An 18,677-nucleotide genomic window follows, 5' to 3' on the forward strand; every position below is an offset into this window, starting at 1 on the left:
AGGTCGCGGCATGGTCAAAGGTTCAGGCATGCTTTTCAAGCGGCACGCGAAACTCAAAACACGCGCCCTTCTCAATCGGCAGCAGCCGCAGCGAGCCGCCCATCCGCTGAGCCAGATCCTGTGCGATGCTGAGCCCGAGCCCTGCGCCGCTAACCCCGGCCTGCACGCGGTCATCCACACGATAGAAGGGCTCAAAGATGTGCCCGGCCTCGCTGGCGGAAATACCCGGTCCGCCGTCGCTCACCGTGAGCGTGAATGAGTCTTCGCTCTGCCGGGTGTGTACAGCTGCCGGGGCATTCGGCGCGTATTTTTCCACATTGGAGAGCAGATTTGCCGTGATCTGCGCCAGGGCGTCGGCATCCAGCACCACCTCGCTGTCCCCCCCCTCGTGGCCATGGCTCAGCGTGATGCCACGCCGCAGCAAGGCTGGCTCAAACTGCCGCACAATGCCGCTCACGGTCTCTGCTGGCAGGCATGGGCAGGTATTGAGCTTCAAGCTCCCCTGCTCCTGGCGGGAAAATGTCAGCACGTTTTCGATGAGACGGCTCAGCCGCCCTGCCTCCTCACGCACCAGCCCCAGCCGCTTGACTGCGGACTCCGGCACCGACTCCGCGATGACATCCAAATTCAGCAGGATATTCGTCATGGGCGTGCGCAGCTCATGGGAGACGCGGTTCACAAAGGAGACACGCTCCTGCGCCAGCCGGGCTGCGCGGCGCTGCTGCGCGCTCATGCCTATGCCGCAACCCGCCACCAGCAGGGCCAGAGACAAGGCCCCGGCAAGCGTCGGCGTGTGGTAGGCCGCACGCATGACCCGCTCGTCCCAGGAGACGATCTGCCAGACGCCAAAGCGCGAGATGACCGGCGCGATCACATCCGGCCGCTGGGCTGGCGGCCTGCCCACGGAGCAGAGAATTTTCCCGTGCCCGTCTTGCACGGCATCCGGGCCGCCCAGCCGCTCCACGGCACGAAACTCCTGGAGCAGCCATGTTTGGAAAAAACCATTCATGACGGCTTCCACTTCACTGCGCTCAATCGTCAGCACCACAGCCGTGGCGAGCACCTGCACGTAAAACATCAGCGGCTTGCCGGGCTCATCGATCCAACCGGAACTCTGACCGCCCACGTCGGCAAAGAGGCGCTTGGAATCGAGCAACACGCGCAGACGCGGCAGGCCGCCGTGCTCACGCTCGATGGTGGGCTCCGGCTGCGGCGGGTCCGCAGGAAAACCGATGCTGAGGTGCGTCTCCGGGCTGGCGCTTTTCCAAAACAGCCAGGACACGCGCCGCACTCCCTCTACATTCTGCGCCATGCGGCGGGCGCCTTCGCTGTCGCGCATGGACTGCGCCAGCAGGGAGCCAGTGTTTCTGAGATGCCCTTCATAGAGTTCCTCCAGCTTGCGCGCCTCCGCCTGCATGGCGCTGTCCAGCGCATGCTGTGCCTGGCGGTCGCGCTCACGCCGCACCTCCGTCTCCCTCCGTGCCACCAGGACGCCTCCTGCGGCGATGCAGAAGGCCAGTGCGAGCATCATGCCCAGCATGAGGCCCGCACCGGAAACTGACGGTGCGGGCCGGGACGAGGAAGCTAGGGCAGCGGCACTCATTCCGGGTTCACATCCATAAACAGCAGCCAGATGCGGCCATCATCTTTGTGTTCGTTCGCTCCCGTGTCTCCAGGCGGATTGAGGGTGCCGATGAGGTAGGTGGTGCCGATGACCTGGGCATAGCCGGTGGTGGTCTTCTGCACGGAGAAAAGCGGCAGCTCAGGATAGTGCTCATCGTAATTTTTATCCTTCAGATTGCTCGTGATGCTGACATTCTCGGGAGCCAGGGTGAGGTGCACAAAGGGACCTTCAACAGTGGGCTCCAATTCGAGGCGGAAGCCGGTGCCACGCTGCTCCTGGGCAGTGGTACCAGCCAGTCCTGGCGGCCGGGCCGGTGTGCCCGGCTTTTTGGGATTGTCGCCAGGCTGGGCTGGCACGCCCTCTGTGGGAGGTGAAAACTCGGTGCCGTAGGTGTGGATCAGTCCTGACTCGTGCAGAGATCTCACACCTGACTGCGTCGTGATGGTGGCAATGTGCTCCAGAGCGGCCTCCTTCTGCGCCAGCATGGGCTTCAAAGCCGCCAGACAGGCAGCCCCGTCTGCCGCATGTTTTTTGAGAAGCTCCCAGCCCTTCATGCGGTCCACGGAAATGACCCTTGCGGTGAGGATCAGATTTCCCTGCCTCGTTTCAGGAACCGCCTTGGGGGCTGGCGCCGGCAAAGTCACGACCTGAAGCGTGGCATAGACGAGCATGATGCCGCCCGGCTGTGCATCCTTCAGCGTGGCAATGAGCGTGGGATAGCCAGGCAGCATGCGGCAGGCGGAGGAGGAATTTCGTGAGAGGACATCCATCACCGGGATGCCTTTGAGAGTGGTGTCCGCCTTGTACGGGCGGAAGCCTAAAAAGCGGTCCCGCTTGAACGCTTGCGTGACCGCCAGCGTCCGGCCTTCAGCATCCAGCGTGGCTTCAAACTCAAAAACATCCCCCATCTGGCGCATCTCAAAGGCCGTGGGGTACTGCACTCCTGCACGATCCGCCGGCGTCCACTCCGTAGGGTAGATGAGCTCGTCAACAGATTCAAAAGTGCTTCTGGTGCCGCTTTTCGTGGTGATAAGGTGGCACGCGTCCAGCCTTGCAGCGCCTGTCCCAGCCCTCACTGCGGCCAGCAAGTGGGCGTGGAGCCTGTCATGGCCTTCAGGCGCATCCAGCAGCGCAGCGTAGTCCGCCTGCGGCAGGGTGAAGGATTCGATCAGGCATTGCACGTTTTGGGGGGACGCTGCCGCAGCCCCGTTCCCCGCGCCATAGGGCTCGCCGCCCGTTTCTTTTCCAGATGCGGGGACAGCAGCCGCCACCTTTTTATCTTTGATGAAGGGATCCTTGGGCTTTTCCTGCTGCGCATGAAGCAGGCTGGTGCCGGCACAAGCGAGGTGAAGAAAAAGACAAAAGCAGCGGCGTGAGCGGATTTTCATGGTGCCGTGAGAGTGGCGCATGGGCGGCAGCCTGCGTCAACGCTGCATGATGGGAGTGTAAAAGTTCTGTCAAAAGCCCCAAATACATGCTTATGACTGCGCGTTAGATAACAAACCACCATGGAAGACCTCGAAATTGCCCGCGCCTGCGCCCTTTACGCCGATGACAAAAAAGCGGAGAACATCCGCATCCTGGACCTGCGCGGACTCTCGCCCATCTCCGACTACTTTGTGCTCTGCACCGCCCTGTCCACCCCGCAGCTGCGCGCCGTGCGCGACGAGATCGTGCAGCGCATGAAGGAGGAGCACCAGACGCCACCCACGGTGAAGGACGGCAACTTCGAGAGCCAGTGGATCATCCTCGTCTATGGCAGCGTGATGGTGCACATCCTCACCCCTGAAAAGCGTGAGTACTACGCCCTCGAAGAGCTGTGGGGCGATGCCCCTGAGCTGGCACTGACCGTCGAAGCCCCCGCACCCGAGCCCAAGGAGCCAAAGCCGAAGAAGGTCGCCAAAAAGGCTCCTGCCAAGAAAGCTGCTGCTAAAAAAGCCGCCAAGAAGGCTCCCGCGAAAAAGGCGGCGAAGAAGAAGTAGCACAACCCTCCCGGTTGCGGCGATGGGTTTTCAAACCGCGCGCGGGACGCTTGCACTAGGCCTGCGCTTTCGCTAAAACAGCGGGCATGTCCGCCCGCATTCTGCTCGTTCTCGTCTCCTGTGCCCTGAGCGTCATCACCGGTCTTGTGATCGCGCGGGGTGGCGCTGGAGGCGGGAAGACGGTGCGGCAGCGTCCTGTGATCGGACTTTCCATGGACACGCTCAAGGAGGAACGCTGGCAGGTGGACCGCGATCTCTTCACCGAGAAAATCAAGGCCGCTGGGGCTGATGTGCTGGTGCAGTCCGCCAACAGCAACGACGCGATCCAGCTGCAAAATGTGGAGAGCCTCATCACCCAGAAAGTGGACGCGCTCGTCATCATCCCACACGATGGCGCGGCCATGGCCAAGGCGGTGAAACTGGCGCATCAGGCGGGCATTCCGGTGCTCTCCTATGACCGGCTCATCACGGACTGCGACCTGGATCTGTACCTGACCTTTGACAATGTGAAGGTGGGCGAGCTGCAGGCAAAGTTCCTGGCAGAGCGCATCCCCGCAGCAGGCAAGCTGCGCCTCATCCGGATCTATGGCGCAAAGACGGACAACAACGCCAAGCTCTTCAAGCAGGGGCAGGACAACGTGCTGCAGCCACTCATCGCCGCCGGCAAGGTAGAGGTGATCTTTGAAGACTGGGCGGAAGACTGGAAACCCGAGAGCGCCAAGAAGATCACCAATGCCGCCATCACCAAAAACGGCCCGAATTTCGACGCCATCCTCGCCAGCAACGACGGAACGGCGGGCGGCGCGATCCAGGCACTGATGGAGGAAGGGCTGGCCGGAAAGATCATCGTCACCGGTCAAGACGCCGACCTCGCTGCGTGTCAGCGCATCGCTCAGGGCACCCAGTCCATGACCGTTTATAAACCCATCCAGAGCATCGCCACCAAGGCTGCGGAACTGGCGCTCAAACTCGCGCAGCGCAAGCCGCTGGTGGCCAAGGATGCCATCCCCAACGGTCAGGTCGAGGTGCCCACCGTGCTGCTGGACATTGTCTCCGTGACGAAGGAAAACCTGCGCGAGACCGTTGTGAAGGATGGTTTCCGCAAGGAAGCGGATGTTTTCCAATAGCACGAACCCACAGATAGGAACAAGGAAACTACAGCAGACGCCGTCTGAACGGTCGATGCAGGCATCCCTTAAGGTCATCATTGACACCAGCACCGCTTTTTGCTCCTGATCAACATACCTTCACCATGAGCCTTGGCTTTCACCCTGAATTCAATCCTTCTCAGCCTTCATCCGCCTTCGCTTGCTATCCTGACGGCTGCTGTGAAATCCTCTCTGTCTGTGAGGAGCTTGACAGCTTCGCCACTGAGGCTGGCTGGCGGCCCTTGTCTTCCTTTGCAGACAACCGCCCGGTGCCGGAGGACTTCGAAGGAGACCCTTCCGAGCTTGATGATATTCAAGGACCTTGGGAGGAGTGGTTCACTCCCGCCGATGCCCTGCCCACCATCGATGGCCTGATCGGCGCACTTGAGGAAAATCCGGACGACGTTTCCGAAACTGGGGATGCCGAAGCGCTCCTGTTTGAACTGCGGGCGCTTGGCGATGCTCTCCGGGCTGCGGACTCCGCTCGGGCCAGCTTCAGGCTCATGTTGGTGGAATAGTCTCTCTGCCGCAGTCATGCTCCTCGCAGCCCACAACATCACCAAGCGCTTCCCCGGCGTCACCGCTCTCAAGGACGTCTCGTTTGATCTGCAGGAGGGGGAAATACACGCGCTCTGCGGCGAGAACGGCGCGGGCAAAAGCACGCTCATCAAGCTGCTCTCGGGCATTCATCCACATGGGAGCTATGAGGGGAGCTTTGAGGTGGGTGGTGAAGAGGCGAAGTTTGCCACGATCAAGGATGCGGAGAAGGCGGGCATCGCGGTGATCTACCAGGAGCTGGCGCTGGTGGAAGAAATGACGGTGGCGGAAAACATCTTCCTGGGGCGCGAGCCGAGGCGCTGGGGAGCTTTCATTGACTGGCCACGCATGCACCGCGAGGCACAGGCGCTGCTGCAGCGCTTCAAGGTGGACCTGGACCCCGCTGCCCCGGTGCGCACGCTGGGCGTTGGGCAGAAGCAGCTTGTGGAAATCATCAAGGCGCTGGCAAAGAACTCCAAGATTCTGATTCTCGATGAGCCCACTGCCGCACTGGCTGAACATGAGGTGCTGATCCTTCTGGACATCTTGCGCGATCTTCGCAGCCGCGGCATCGCCAGCGTGTACATCTCCCACAAGCTGGATGAGGTTTTTGGCATTGCCGACCGCATCACGGTGCTGCGAGATGGCTCCACGGTGGGCACCAAGAATGCCGCTGACACGAGCAAGGCCGAAGTCATCCGCCAGATGGTCGGGCGTGAAATCGGCGATCTCTTCCCCCGCCGCAGCACGCAGCCCGGAGAGGTGATCCTGCGGGTGGATTCGCTCACAGCAGCGGATGCCGAGACGGACCTGACGCGGCTGCGGGACATCAGCTTTGAGCTGCGTGCAGGCGAGGTGCTGGGTATCGGCGGCCTGATGGGCGCAGGGCGTACAGAGCTGCTGATGCATCTCTTTGGGGCCTGGGGCCGACCGGTTTCCGGGCATGTGGAGCTGAAGGGTGGCGCGCTTTCAGGGCTGACACCGGAGAGGATCATCCAGCGCGGCTTGGTGCTCGCCTCGGAAGACCGGCGCCGCTATGGTCTGCATCTGGAGCAGACGATTGGCTTCAATCTCTCCCTGTCCTCCCTGCGCAGCATCACGCGCGGCGGGTTCATTCAGCGGAATGCGGAGATCCGGCGCAATCAGGACATCTTTGGCTCCCTGCGCGTGAAGGCCACGGGACTTGAGGCTGTGGTGGGCAAGCTCTCCGGTGGCAATCAGCAGAAGGTGGTGCTGGGCAAGGCGCTGCTTACCGAGCCCTCCGTGATCATGCTGGACGAACCCACACGCGGCATCGATGTGGGGGCCAAGCTGGAGATTTACAAGATCATCAACCAGCTCACCGCCGCGGGCAAAGCGGTGATCCTCGTCTCCAGCGAGCTGCCGGAACTCATCGGCATGAGCGACCGCATCCTCATGCTGAACGAGGGGCGCATCGGCGGGTCGTTCACGCGAAGCGAAGCTACGCAGGAGAAGCTGATGGCTGCGGCCATGGGGCATGCAGGGTGAGTCGAGGCAGCTTGAGGAGTGCGAGCGCGGAGATGCCAGGCGCAGGCCTGCATCGCAGCTACCGCTTTCGAGCGTCTCGCAGCTTTCGTGAGTGCTGGGAGGATGAGCATTCACCAGCTCCCGCATTCGGAGGTCTCCTGGGCATTCCCACACCAACACGCACGGCGAAAGCGGTAGCTGCGCTCGTTCCTCGCGACGCGACCGCACTCCACAGGCTGCGGCAAAGGCGAAGTTTTATGCAAAGACGCCCTGTTTGATTCGTTCGCACTTCATTCCATCCTTCTGCACCTGCCATGATCCGCACACTCCTCGCTTCCCTTTTTCTGGCCACCGCCGCCAGTGCTGCGCAGCCGCCAAACATCGTCTTCATCTTCTGCGATGACCTGGCCTACCAGGCGATGAGCTGCTACGGCGACCACCGCAAACTGCTCGACACGCCGAACATGGACCGCCTGGCCAAGGAAGGCATGCGATTTGACCGCTGCCTCGTCACCAACTCCATCTGCGGCCCCAGCCGCGCAGTCATCCAGACGGGCAAGTACTCCCACGCCAACGGCTTCTATAACAACAGCAACAGCAAGTTTGACAGCAGCCAGCCCACCTTCCCCAAGGTGATGCACGAGCACGGCTACCAGATGGCCATGATCGGGAAATGGCACCTCATGACCGACCCCGTGGGCTACGACTACTGGAACGTGCTCCCCGGCCAGGGCGTGTACTACAACCCGCCCATGATCGACAACGGCAAGAACGTGAAGTACGAAGGCTACACCACCGACATCATCGGCGACCTCACGCTCGACTGGCTGCAGAAGCGTGACAAGACGAAGCCCTTTATGATGATGTGCCAGCACAAGGCCCCGCACCGCGAGTGGGAGCCGCCCACACGCTACCTCGACTTTGACAAAGACCGCGTGTATGAGGAACCCGAGACGCTCTTTGACAGCTACTCCGGCCGCAGCAAGGCTGTGAGCGACCACGACATGGGCATCGACCGCACGATGACGGACCGCGACACCAAGCTGGTGACTCCAGGGAATCTGACCCCGGAACAAAAGAAGGCCTGGGATGCCTACTACGAGCCGCGCAATGCGAAGTACCGCGAAGCCGCACCTGCAGGCCGTGATCTGGTGAAATGGCGCTACCAGCGCTACATGCACGACTACCTGGCCTGCGTGAAAGCGGTGGACGACAACGTGGGCCGTGTGCTCGATTACCTGGACAAAGAGGGCCTCACCCAAAACACTGTGGTCATGCTCAGCAGCGACCAAGGCTTTTACCTAGGAGAGCACGGCTGGTTCGACAAACGCTGGATCTTTGAGGAGTCCCTGCGCACGCCCTTCCTTGTGCGCTGGCCTGGCGTCATCAAGCCCGGCTCCGTGAACAACAAGATCGTGAGCCTGATCGACTTTGCGAGCACCTTCCTGGACATCGCCCAGTGCCCGAACCTTCCTGAGGTGCATGGCCGCAGCCTGGTGCCGCTTTTCAAAGGCGAGGAGCCGGCCGACTGGCGCAAATCGCTCTACTACCACTACTACGAGTACCCTGTGCCGCACCGCGTGCGCCCGCACTACGGCGTCATCACCGACCGGTACAAGCTCATCCACTACTACAAGCCGGATGTGGACGACTGGGAGCTGATGGACCGAGAGAAGGACCCGCTGGAAACCAAGAGCTTCTACAACGACCCCGCCTATGCCGAGACCGTGAAGGAACTGAAGGCCGAGATCCTGCGCCTGCAGGCCGAGGTGAAGGAGACCATGCCACCGCCGCGCTTTACCCACGGAAACAAGGCCTTTGACGGCGAGGTGAATCCGCCCGTGCAGGAGCAGCCCAAGGGCAAAGGCAAAGGTGCTGGCAAGAAGAAGGCCGGGGCTAAGAAAGCGGAATAACAGCCAGATGGCAGCCTTGCTGCAATGCACCAAGGCTTGCATTTTATTGCTCCCTTTCGTGTCCCCGTTTGGACCGCGACAAGCGAGCCGGCGTCGCTTTTTCGTGTCTCTTGTGGTGCGAGAAAGCCGTACGGTCTGCGATCAATCACGTGCTGGGCATGGCCCAGCCCTCGTCTTTGGCACTGGATTGACCTATCTCCACATCGTTTTGCTCACGTACCATTCGACCACCTGGGGACCGTAGAAAACCCAGAGGACCGCGCCCAGGGCAAGATAGGGGCCAAAGGGGATCTTGGCGCTCCATTCGGCTTTGCCCAGAAAACGCGGAACCATGGCAAACAGGGTACCTATGACCGAGGCGGCAAAGATGGTGAAGAGCACCGCCTGCCAGCCACAGAAGGAGCCAATCATCATGAGGAAGAGCACGTCGCCAAAGCCCATGGCCTCGCGGGGGATCACCACCTGGGACACCGTACCGTGCAGGGTCTTGACGCCCTCCAGCGGAAACTCCTCCCCGCCGCCCTCTGATTTGACGAGCAGTTTCTCCATCCACATCACGGCTGTGACGTCGCGCCATGAGCGGTCGTTGACTTGCAACTCCGAACAAGTGACCACCATGTGGTCGGAGTCGCGGTAGCCATAGATGTCCTCCCACGACATTTTTTTGGCGCCGATGGAAACAACAGGGGGCGTTTCTTCATCTTCCTGGACCACACTCCATTTCACCGGACCGTCCAGCCATTCGCTGCCCATGAGCTTGCCGGCGACCTTGCACATGCCGGGCGAGGCTGATTTCAGAAAGGAGGGCTTCTGCCGGTGGTTCACCTTGCCAAAGGCCAGCTTTCCCAGCTCCACCACGATCCACAAGCCGCCAAGTCCCAGAGCGGCGCTGGCCAGGGAGACGAGCAGGCCACGGAGATGGGTGGTTTCCGCCATGAGGGCTGGCACCCACCAGGAGCAGAGCACGCCCGCCACAGCACCGCCGATGGTGATGCTGTGAGGAAGGATGAAGTGGTCGATGTCAATGAAGGTGCCTGAGATGAGCAGGCTCATGAAGATCCACAGGCAAAGCACCTGTGGCCCCCAGACCTGAATCTTGGGCCAAGGATCTCCGCCCACCGCGTATTCCCCGCTGACCTTGAGAAAGACCAGGTAAAACACCATGCCGGTCAGCAGCTCCACCAGGAAGTAGCGGATGGAGATCCCACTGCCACAGTTCGCACATTTGCCACGCAGCAGCAGCCAGCTGAGCAGCGGGATGTTCTGCCACATGGGAATCTGGTATTTGCAGGAGGGGCAAAAACTGCGCCGGGGATTGTTCACGGAAATGCCCAGCGGCAGGCGGTAGATGACCACATTCAGAAACGAACCGATGCCTGCGCCCATGTAAAAGGCCAGCAGATGCAGCAGGGTGTTGAGGATTTGAAAGCGCATGGAAATTGGCTGAGTTTGCAAACTTGGCCTGCCGTGCGTGTGTACGGAAGCAAAAACTCCGCATGACTTCATATTCCTGCCAGCTCCTGCACTGTGCCCTCCTGCCCCTTGTCATCACTCTTTCCTCCTGTGCTCATCCGGTGCCTCGGCGCAGCAGCCAGGAAACAAACCGCTCCGTGGCTCTCGCTGAAAAGCGCAACCTCGTCGATGTCCGCGCCGAGGTGCCAGGCATCGGGGTGGATCTGCGCTACGCGACCGCCAGCAACGTCACCGGCCACCCCATCTACCCCGCAGACATGCCGTGCCTGCTGCGACGGGAGACGGCTGAAAAGCTGAAGCTGGCCCAGAAAATCCTGCAAGCCCAGGGCTACGGACTCCTCATCTGGGATGCGTACCGCCCGCCGGAGGCGCAGGAGACGCTTCATAAGTCCGGCGGCAGCACCGGTATGTTTCTCTCTCCCAATGCGGGGTGGAGCCGCCACTGCGGCGGCATCGCGGTGGATCTCACGCTGGTGGATGCCCAGGGCCGAGAGCAGCGCATGCCCACGGGCTTTGACCAGGACTTTGCCCATGCCAGCAGAAACTACACGGGGAAAGACCCTTTGGTGAAACAAAACCTGCAGCTGCTGCAGGCCGCCATGAAGCAGGCCGGATTCATCCAGCTGGAGTCCGAGTGGTGGCACTTTGATGACGGTGACTATCTCAATCACCCCCAGCCCATTGTTTACGGCTGGCAGATTGCCCTTCCTGCGATGTGACCGCCGTGAGCATTCGGAACAACGCCACCTTCACCGTCATCGACGAGGCGGAAGGCTACATCGTGGTCAACAAGCCCGCGCCTTTGCAGATCCATCCGGGAGATCCCAAGGGCCCGCCCACGCTGTGGCATCGCGTGTGCGATCTGCTTTCCTACGAGATCGTCAATGGCGGGCAGGTTTCCATCATCAACCGCCTGGACCGCGAGACCAGCGGGGTGGTGCTCATTGCCAAGAACCACGAGCTGGCGCGGCTGTTTGGCATGGCCATGCAGGAGCGCCGCATCCACAAAACCTACACCGCCCTGGTGCACGGCTGGCCGGAGTGGGAGGAGCTGACGCTGGACGCGCCCATCGCCAATGCGCGCGATGTGCAGCCGAGCAACATCTGGGTGAAGCAGGTGGTGCACTCCGAAGGAACGCCCTGCCTCACCGCATTCCGCACGCTGCGCAGGTTTGAACGCGGCGGTGAAAAACATGCGCTGATCGAGGCACGGCCGGAGACGGGGCGCATGCACCAGATCCGCGTGCATCTGCATCACCTGGGCCTGCCGATTGTGGGAGACAAGCTCTATGGCCGCAACGACCGCTGCTACCTGGAGTTCATCGAGACGGGGTGGACCGAATCACTGGAAAAAAGGCTCATACTGCCACGACAGGCGCTGCATTCGTCCAGGCTGGAACTGAACCTCGAAGGTTTTCCCGCAGCTTGGGAGGCTCCGCTGCCTGAGGAGTTTGATTGGTAAAGGTACGCCATGCACTCTTGCCCGTCGTACTTCAAACCGAGCGCCGCACGCGGCTGTCGAGCTGGAAGACTTGGCCGCTGATGTTCTCCATGCTGTGGAGAAAGGCGATGAAGCGCGCGGCATCCTGAGGGCTGTTGAGGCGGCCGAGGGCGTGGGCGCTGAGCAGGTTCTCCTTCCACGCGGCGTCTTCCAGCAGATGGCGGGTCATCTTGGTTTCCAGAAAGCCGGGCAGGATGCAGTTGGCACGGATGTTTCGCGCACCGTACTCTTTGGCGGTGCTTTGCGTCAGGCCGATGAGGCCGGCCTTGGACGCAGCGTAGTTGGCCTGGCCGGCCGGCCCGCTGAGCGCGGAGTAGGAGCCGATATTGATGATGTGGCCACGGCGCTGCTTGGACATGAGCTTCACGGCGGCCTGGGTGGTGAGAAAGGCGCCCTTCAGGTTCACGTCCACGACGTGGTCGAAATCGGCCTCGGTCATCTTGAGCACGGGGCCATCGCGGAAGACGCCGGCGTTGTTGATGAGGAGGTCGAGCGCAGGCAGTGCGGTGAAGAAGGCGCGCACGGAGCAGGCGCTGCTCACGTCCAGTTCGGCACGGCCCGGAGCGAGAACGATGAAGCCCGCACTCAGGAGCTCGGCGGCGATAGCCTGCGCCAAGCCCCCTGCCCCGCCGGTGATGACGGCGGTGGGTAGATGGGAGGTGGCGGGGGTGGACATGCAGGGCTGCGGCGGCTGGCGGAACGAGTGGGCAGGACGAACATGGATGTTCGTCCTACACCCGGAGCGATGGCCGACCGTAGCGCGGGCAATCCTGCCCGCAAGCCGGGCGTCCCAGAGCCAAGACTCACTTCAGCGTGAAAGTCGGCAGCTTCACGATCTTGCCACCCGCCATGGCGGACTGGTGGGCGCATAGGCCCACGCAGGTCCAGTTGGCAGACTGGGTGGCGTTCGGGAAGGGCTGGCGTTTGGCAGCGAGGGCGCTGGCAAACTCGTGCGCCAGATGCGGATGGCTGCCGCCATGGCCGCTTCCTTGGGTAAAGCTGAGGTGGGTCTTCTTGCCCAGGTCATACACGCCCTTGGTGGTGAAGCGCTGAATGGCCTTGGGCAGGCGTTTGGCAAAGTCGGGCGCCTTGACCAGTTTCGGGATCTTGTGCTCGGGCAGCTTGGCGCGGTGCATGATGAGCGGCTCGTGCTCAATGAGCGGCCACTCGATGGAGACTTTGTCGCCATAGACGTCGATGCTTTCGCGATACTGACGGGCGGTGTCAAACAGGCTGCGGATGATGCGGGCGTTCACGTCCGTGCCCTTGAACTTGATGTGCGCGGTCTCGACAGCAAAGGGGGAGCCGTAGCATTTCTGCAGCTCCTTGCGCACGGTGCCGGAGCCAAAGCAGCTCACGTATTCGGCGGGCTTGCCGATGAGGCCGGCCACAGGGCCAACGCAGTGCGTAGCGTACCACATGGGGGGGAGGCCGGGCCAGTAGTTGGGCCAGCCGTCCATGTCCTGCTGGTGGGAGGCCTGCACAAACTGCAGCTTGCCCAGCGTGCCCTTGTCCAGCTGCTCCTTCATGTAGAGGTACTCGCGGGCATAGACCACGGTCTCCATCATCATGTAGCTAAGGCCGGTTTTCTTGACGAGATCGCAGATCTTTTTGCAGTCCTCGATGCTGGTGGCCATGGGCACGGTGCAGGCCACGTGCTTGCCCGCCTTGAGCGCGGCGATGCTCATCCAGCCGTGATCAGGAATCGGCGAGTTGATATGCACGGCATCGATGTTCGGGTCCTTGAGCATCGCCTTGAAGTCGGTGTAGCGCACGTCCACGTCGAAGGCATCGCCGATGGTGTTGAGCTTCTTCTCATCGCGCTGGCAGATGGCGTAGCAGGTGGTCAGCGGATGGCGCTGCCAGATGGGGATGAACTCCGCCCCGAATCCGAGGCCGACGACGGCGATGTTGAGCTTTTTGTCTGACATGGTGTTGGTTAATGAAAGGATGAACGCCGGGTTTATAGGCGGGAGCGAAGTGAAATGGGAAGGACAAAGTTTAGGAGAAATCGGACAGGAGGCCGCCGCGCAGCGTTTGCGATGGTTGGCGATGATTTGTCGTTGTTTGCAATCGTTGAAGACTTTGACCAAGCGAATACGCCAACGCCCCCGCTCCTCTGACAGCCATTGCAAACCATCGCAAACCACTGCAAACAATCGCCCCCATGCTCACCTCCGACTTCGACTACCACCTGCCACCCGAACTCATTGCCAGCGAGCCGCTGGCGGAGAGGTCTGCCTCGCGCATGATGGTGGTGCACCGGAAGGAGGGACGCATCGAGCACTGCATGTTCCGGGACGTGGGGCAATTTATTTCCAAGGAAGCAGGAGACCTGCTGGTGCTGAATGACACCCGCGTGGTCCCGGCGCGCTACTTCACGGACAAAGGCCACGAGGTGCTGCGCCTGCAGATGCTCACACCCACGCGCTGGCGCTGCATGGTGAAGCCGGGGAAGAAATTCCGCGTGGCCCACACGTTCTCCATCGGTGAAGCGACGGGCACAGTGGTGGAGATCATGGAGGACAATGGCGACCGCATCATCGAGTTTGACCGCGTGGTGGATGAGTCCAAGCACGGGCATCTGGCCCTGCCCCACTACATGGGGCGCGAGGACCAGCCCGCCGACCGCGAGCGCTATCAAACAGTCTTCGCGCGTGCCGAGGGCTCCATCGCCGCCCCTACCGCCGGGCTGCACTTCACGCCGGAGGTGCTAGATCCCCTGCCCCACACCTTTGTGACGCTGCACGTCGGCGTGGGCACCTTCCAGCCCGTGAAGGTGGAAAACATCGCCGAGCACAAGATGCACTCGGAGGTGTATGAGGTTTCAGCAGCCACCGCGCAGGCGGTTCAGCAGGCGAAGCGCGTCATCCCCGTGGGCACTACCGCCATGCGCACGCTGGAGACCGTGGCGCGCGATCACGGAAAAGTCATCGCCACCCAGGGCAGCACGGACATCTTCATTCATCCGGGCTTTGAGTTCAAAGTCGCCGGCGGACTGCTGACCAATTTCCACCTGCCCAAGTCCACGCTCATCATGCTGGTGAGCGCCCTGGCCGGACGCGAACTGATCCTGGAGGCGTATGCCGAGGCGATAAAGGAGAAGTACCGCTTCTTCAGCTACGGCGACTGCATGATGATTGTGTGAGTTGGAAATGATGCGGTCACTCATGCCCGCAGCGAATGTCTCGGGACGCTCGTTTTGCAGGCAGGAGTGCCCGCATCACTTTCCCAGGCCAGTTGCGGCGCAACTGGATTACTTTCATGCTCAGCCCTTCGCGATCTTCTCGCAGTTCTGCACGTCCAGCTTGCCTGATGCCAGCACGGGGATGTCGCTGACGCGGATCATCTTTTTGGGAATCCACAGAGGCGGCATGCCTTTGTCGAGCAGGCGGTAGCGGAGGTCGAGGATTTCCTGGTGCTCGGGACCGCCAGGCATGCTGGTGAGGAGGATGAGCGCCTCGCCTTTGTCGATGTCCGGCACGCCGACGACGGCGATCTTGCGCACGGTTTCGTTTTCGAGGCCCATGGCTTTGACCAGGGCTTCTTCGACGGTCTCATGCGGCACCATCTCTCCGGCGATCTTGGAGAAGCGGCTGAGGCGGCCTTCGATGTAGAGGAAGCCATCAATGTCGAGGCGGCCGATGTCCCCGGTGCGGAACCACCCGTCCTTCAGCACTTCCGCGCTGCGCTTGGGATCGTTGAGGTAGCCTTCAAAGACGTTGGGCCCCTTGAACCAGATCATGCCGCTCTGGTGCAGCGGGACGGGTTTGTCTGTCTCAGGGTTGGTGATGCGGACAGCCATGCCGGGCACGATGTGGCCGACGGACCCCTGGCGGTGGCTGGGCAGCCAGCAGTAACCGCTTGCCTCATCGCCGAGCGGCACGGGATCAGGGAGGTTGAGATTGGAGGCAGGAGATGTCTCGGTGAGACCGTAGCCTTCGAGCACGGTCTTGCCAAAGCGTGCCTCAAAGGCGTCTGCCACGGTGCTGGGCAGCTTTTCAGCGCCGGTGACGCAGTACTTGATCGAGGCGAGCGATTCGCGGTTCACGCCGCGCAGGTAGCTGCGCAGGAAGGTGGGCGTGGAGATCATGAGAGTGACGCGGTACTTCTCAATGAGCTGCGCGAGCTTCTTGACCTCCATGGGCGAGGGGTAGGTGACGAGGTGCAGCCCGTAGATGATGGGGAACCAGAGCGTGACGGTGCAGCCAAAGCTGTGGAAGAGCGGCAGGCAGCCGAGGATGCTGTCATTGGTCTGCATGCCGAGGCGGCTGCCAAACTGCAGCACGTTGGAGATGAGATTGCGGTGCGTGAGCGCGACGCCCTTGGGCTCTCCGGAGCTGCCGCTGGTGAAGAGCAGCAGCGCCTCCCGGCGTCCGCCCTTCTTTGAGATGCCCAGCAGCGCAGCCAGCAGGGCGGCGGGCAGCACCTTGCTGAGCACCAGCCACTTGGCGATGGAGGCCTTCATCTTGGGCAGGATACGCTCGATGAGGATGAGCTGCTTGCTGGGCGGCCAGGGGAAGCTCTGCATCTTGCGCACAAAGATGTCTGCGGTGAGGAAGCGGTCGATCTCGCCCCGGCGGATGGCGCTTTCGATGGCGGCACGTCCGGCGGTGAAGTTGAGGTTCACGGGGATCTTGCCAGCCAGGACCACGGCCACGTTGCAAATGAGGCCACCGAGCCCCGGTGGCAGGATGATTCCGACGCGCTGCTTCTGCGTCTCCTGCTTGACCACCTGGGCCAGTGCGAGCGCGGTGGCGAAGACTTTGTCAAAGCGCAGAATCTTCTCGTCCTTGCCGTCCACAACGCTGTTGCGCGTGCCGTGTTTTTTAAAGCCGCGGATGAGGGCGTAGCCCAGGCTCATGTCCAGCGCGGGAGATTCACCAAAGCTCTCCTCAGCGAGAACGAGGAGGGACTCCTGGTAGCTGGCGAGATTGACGTCCGCCCCCTGGAGGAGCTTGCCAAAATTGAAGACGACCTCGGCGTCGGTGTAGCGGCGCTCGATGGGCAGTGCGGTGTCCTGGCGGCTGTGCACGTAGAGCGGCAGCACGGGAATCTCCCCCTTGAGGAGAAACTCCAGCTTGGTGCCCGGCACGGTGGTCATGGGGGCGGAGATGGTGGCGGCCTCTGCGGGCAGGTAAATGACGACGGCGCCGCTTTTGGCAGCCTCAGCCAAGGCGCTGCGGTAGGCGGAGATCTCCGTTTCGCCGGGGGTGAACTCCATGGCGTGCACGCTGTCGCGCTCCAGGTGCACCCGCAGCAGGGGGTGCAGGGCGGCACCTTTTTTCACCACATAGACCAGCGGGCGGCCTTCGAGCACAACCTCCAGGCGCAGCAGGTCAAAATAGCCCAGCTGGCTTGGCAGGATCATGTACCCCCCCCCCCCCGGAGGGAAGGTTCTCTTTGCCGAGGATGGTGAGGTCTTTGAGGGAAACGGGCTTTTCAGAGGCCATGGTGAATGCGCGTGGAGGAGTGAAGGCCCACCTAAGCAGGGAGCAACGCGCATGCCAGCGGGAAAAGGGGCGGAGGGGAGAGTTTGCGATTGTTGGCAATGGTTTGCAGTTGTTGAGGGGGGCTGGCTGTGGAAAGAGGTTCTGGCAAACCACGGCAAGCGCCCGCTCAGCGGGCCTTCAGCCACTGCTAACAACCGCCAACTTCTGTCATGCCCCCTCCCCCACGTTATCCCCGCCGTGAATCTCCCGCTCCGCCCCCTGCTGGCAGCGAGAACTGGCTGCGACCCTGGGCGCAGATGAAATACTTCTCCTTCCACCCTGCGGTGTATCCGAACATGCTCCGCGCCGTCTCCCCGGACGCGGGCCCTGGCGATCTGGTGAACGTGTATGACAAGGAGGGGCAGATCTTTGGCAGCGGCTTTTACAATCCGAATGCCAAGGTGCCGCTGCGCGTGCTCCAGCACGGCGAGGAGGTGCTGAATGAGGACTTGCTGGACGCACGGCTGGATGCCGCGCTGGACCTGCGCCTGAAGACTCTCCGGCTGAATGAGACCACGGATGCCTGGCGCGTGATCTCCTCCGATGGCGACGGCCTCAGCGGCCTGGTCGTGGACCGCTACGCGGACGTGCTTTCCATCGAAGTGACCACCCTCGGTGTGTGGCGCCGTCTTTCCCGCTGGCTGCCCAAGCTGCACGCCGCGCTGGGCACCAAGCAGCATCTCATCGAGGTCGATCCGGACATCGCCCGGATCGAGGGCATGCGATACGCCGACGTGCCGGAGGCGGACGCCCCCGCCCCACGCAGCGTGCGCATCCGCGAGAATGGCGTGCGCTACCAGGTGAGCTTTGAGGACGGGCACAAGACCGGCTTTTTCTGCGACCAGCGGGACAACCGCCTGAAATTTGGCAAGCTTGCACATGGACGGCGGGTGCTGGACCTGTGCAGCTACACGGGAGGCTTTGCCCTCAGCGCACGCGTATCCGGCGGCTGCGAGGATGTGACCGGGGTGGACCTGGATGAAAAAGCCATCGCCCAGGCCAGGAAAAACGCAGACCTGAACCAGGTCCGCATCGACTGGGTGCATGCTGACACCTTCACGTGGAGCCGCCAGATGCAGCAAAACGGCGCGCTCTGGGATGCTGTGGTGCTGGACCCGCCAAAGCTCGTCTTTTCCCGCGATGCAGAGGAAGGCCAACTGGGCCGCAACAAGTACTTTGACATGAACGCCGTGGCGCTGGGCCTGCTGAAGCGCGGTGGCCTCTTTGTCACCTGCTCGTGCTCCGGCCTGCTGGATGTCGCTGAGTTTGAGGAGATCGTGATGCGTGCCGCGCACCGCAACAAGCGCCGCCTGCAGATCATTGACCGCACCGGAGCCGGGACCGACCATCCGGTGATGTCCAACTGCCCGGAGAGCCGGTATTTGAAGGTGCTGTGGTGCCTGGCGTGGTGATTCCGGTGAATCAGTGGTGTGGCAGGCCCGCCGCCACTGATTTACTGATTGACTGACACACTGATTGCCACCCTGGAGCAGAAGGGCGAATCCGTCACAGGTTTCCT

Annotated in this window: 15 protein-coding genes; 9 read left to right on the forward strand and 6 right to left on the reverse strand. The window is 61.9% G+C overall.

Annotated features, from left to right (window positions below; all coding sequences use genetic code 11):
• Window positions 1-22: 22 nt before the first annotated feature.
• Window positions 23-1,531 (reverse strand): sensor histidine kinase, encoded by a 1,509-nt coding sequence (locus ACZ5WW_RS05620; protein WP_377166890.1) that lies wholly within the window; start codon window positions 1,529-1,531, stop codon window positions 23-25.
• Between the two features lie 68 nt (window positions 1,532-1,599).
• Window positions 1,600-3,012, reverse strand: coding sequence for a hypothetical protein (locus ACZ5WW_RS05625; protein ID WP_377166888.1), 1,413 nt, complete (start codon window positions 3,010-3,012; stop codon window positions 1,600-1,602).
• A 120-nt stretch (window positions 3,013-3,132) separates the two neighbouring features.
• Between ACZ5WW_RS05625 and rsfS the strand changes: the two genes are divergently transcribed.
• The 5 genes from rsfS (at window position 3,133) to ACZ5WW_RS05650 (ending at window position 8,692) form a co-directional block, all read left to right on the forward strand.
• Window positions 3,133-3,606 carry a ribosome silencing factor gene (gene rsfS, locus ACZ5WW_RS05630; RefSeq protein ID WP_377166886.1) on the forward strand — a complete coding sequence of 158 codons (474 nt, stop codon included), beginning with the start codon at window positions 3,133-3,135 and terminating at the stop codon, window positions 3,604-3,606.
• Between the two features lie 86 nt (window positions 3,607-3,692).
• Window positions 3,693-4,733: a sugar ABC transporter substrate-binding protein gene (locus ACZ5WW_RS05635; protein ID WP_377166884.1), complete on the forward strand. Its 1,041-nt coding sequence runs from the start codon at window positions 3,693-3,695 to the stop codon at window positions 4,731-4,733.
• A gap of 80 nt (window positions 4,734-4,813) precedes the next feature.
• Window positions 4,814-5,272, forward strand: coding sequence for a hypothetical protein (locus tag ACZ5WW_RS05640; RefSeq protein WP_377166882.1), 459 nt, complete (start codon window positions 4,814-4,816; stop codon window positions 5,270-5,272).
• Window positions 5,273-5,288: 16 nt separating this feature from the next.
• Window positions 5,289-6,800, forward strand: a complete 1,512-nt coding sequence (locus tag ACZ5WW_RS05645) for a sugar ABC transporter ATP-binding protein (RefSeq protein ID WP_377166880.1) — start codon at window positions 5,289-5,291, stop codon at window positions 6,798-6,800.
• A 293-nt stretch (window positions 6,801-7,093) separates the two neighbouring features.
• Window positions 7,094-8,692 (forward strand): sulfatase family protein, encoded by a 1,599-nt coding sequence (locus ACZ5WW_RS05650; RefSeq protein ID WP_377166878.1) that lies wholly within the window; start codon window positions 7,094-7,096, stop codon window positions 8,690-8,692.
• A gap of 192 nt (window positions 8,693-8,884) precedes the next feature.
• On the opposite strand, the gene ACZ5WW_RS05655 is transcribed toward ACZ5WW_RS05650, so the two are convergent.
• Complete coding sequence (locus tag ACZ5WW_RS05655) at window positions 8,885-10,126, reverse strand: prepilin peptidase (protein WP_377166876.1); 1,242 nt, start codon at window positions 10,124-10,126, stop codon at window positions 8,885-8,887.
• Window positions 10,127-10,188: 62 nt separating this feature from the next.
• On the opposite strand from ACZ5WW_RS05655, the gene ACZ5WW_RS05660 reads away from it, so the two are divergent.
• Window positions 10,189-10,884, forward strand: a complete 696-nt coding sequence (locus tag ACZ5WW_RS05660; RefSeq protein WP_377166874.1) for a M15 family metallopeptidase — start codon at window positions 10,189-10,191, stop codon at window positions 10,882-10,884.
• Window positions 10,885-10,889: 5 nt separating this feature from the next.
• Window positions 10,890-11,627 carry an RluA family pseudouridine synthase gene (locus ACZ5WW_RS05665; protein WP_377166872.1) on the forward strand — a complete coding sequence of 246 codons (738 nt, stop codon included), beginning with the start codon at window positions 10,890-10,892 and terminating at the stop codon, window positions 11,625-11,627.
• Window positions 11,628-11,658: 31 nt separating this feature from the next.
• Here the strand turns inward: ACZ5WW_RS05665 and ACZ5WW_RS05670 are convergent, their stop codons facing one another.
• Both ACZ5WW_RS05670 and ACZ5WW_RS05675 read right to left on the reverse strand, forming a co-directional pair.
• On the reverse strand, window positions 11,659-12,342 hold the full coding sequence (locus tag ACZ5WW_RS05670; RefSeq protein WP_377166870.1) for an SDR family NAD(P)-dependent oxidoreductase: 684 nt from the start codon (window positions 12,340-12,342) through the stop codon (window positions 11,659-11,661).
• A 127-nt stretch (window positions 12,343-12,469) separates the two neighbouring features.
• Window positions 12,470-13,597, reverse strand: a complete 1,128-nt coding sequence (locus ACZ5WW_RS05675; protein ID WP_377166868.1) for a Gfo/Idh/MocA family protein — start codon at window positions 13,595-13,597, stop codon at window positions 12,470-12,472.
• Window positions 13,598-13,833: 236 nt separating this feature from the next.
• Here ACZ5WW_RS05675 and queA point away from each other — a divergent pair, with 236 nt between their 5' ends.
• Window positions 13,834-14,814, forward strand: coding sequence for a tRNA preQ1(34) S-adenosylmethionine ribosyltransferase-isomerase QueA (queA, locus tag ACZ5WW_RS05680; protein WP_377166866.1), 981 nt, complete (start codon window positions 13,834-13,836; stop codon window positions 14,812-14,814).
• 120 nt (window positions 14,815-14,934) lie between these two features.
• Here queA and ACZ5WW_RS05685 read toward each other — a convergent pair whose 3' ends face one another.
• On the reverse strand, window positions 14,935-17,037 hold the full coding sequence (locus ACZ5WW_RS05685) for an AMP-binding protein (protein ID WP_464694216.1): 2,103 nt from the start codon (window positions 17,035-17,037) through the stop codon (window positions 14,935-14,937).
• Between the two features lie 291 nt (window positions 17,038-17,328).
• Here ACZ5WW_RS05685 and ACZ5WW_RS05690 point away from each other — a divergent pair, with 291 nt between their 5' ends.
• Entirely contained in the window at window positions 17,329-18,570 is a 1,242-nt protein-coding gene (locus ACZ5WW_RS05690; protein ID WP_377166862.1) for a class I SAM-dependent rRNA methyltransferase, read from the forward strand.
• Window positions 18,571-18,677 lie beyond the last annotated feature (107 nt).

This window comes from Prosthecobacter fluviatilis (genome assembly GCF_055388355.1).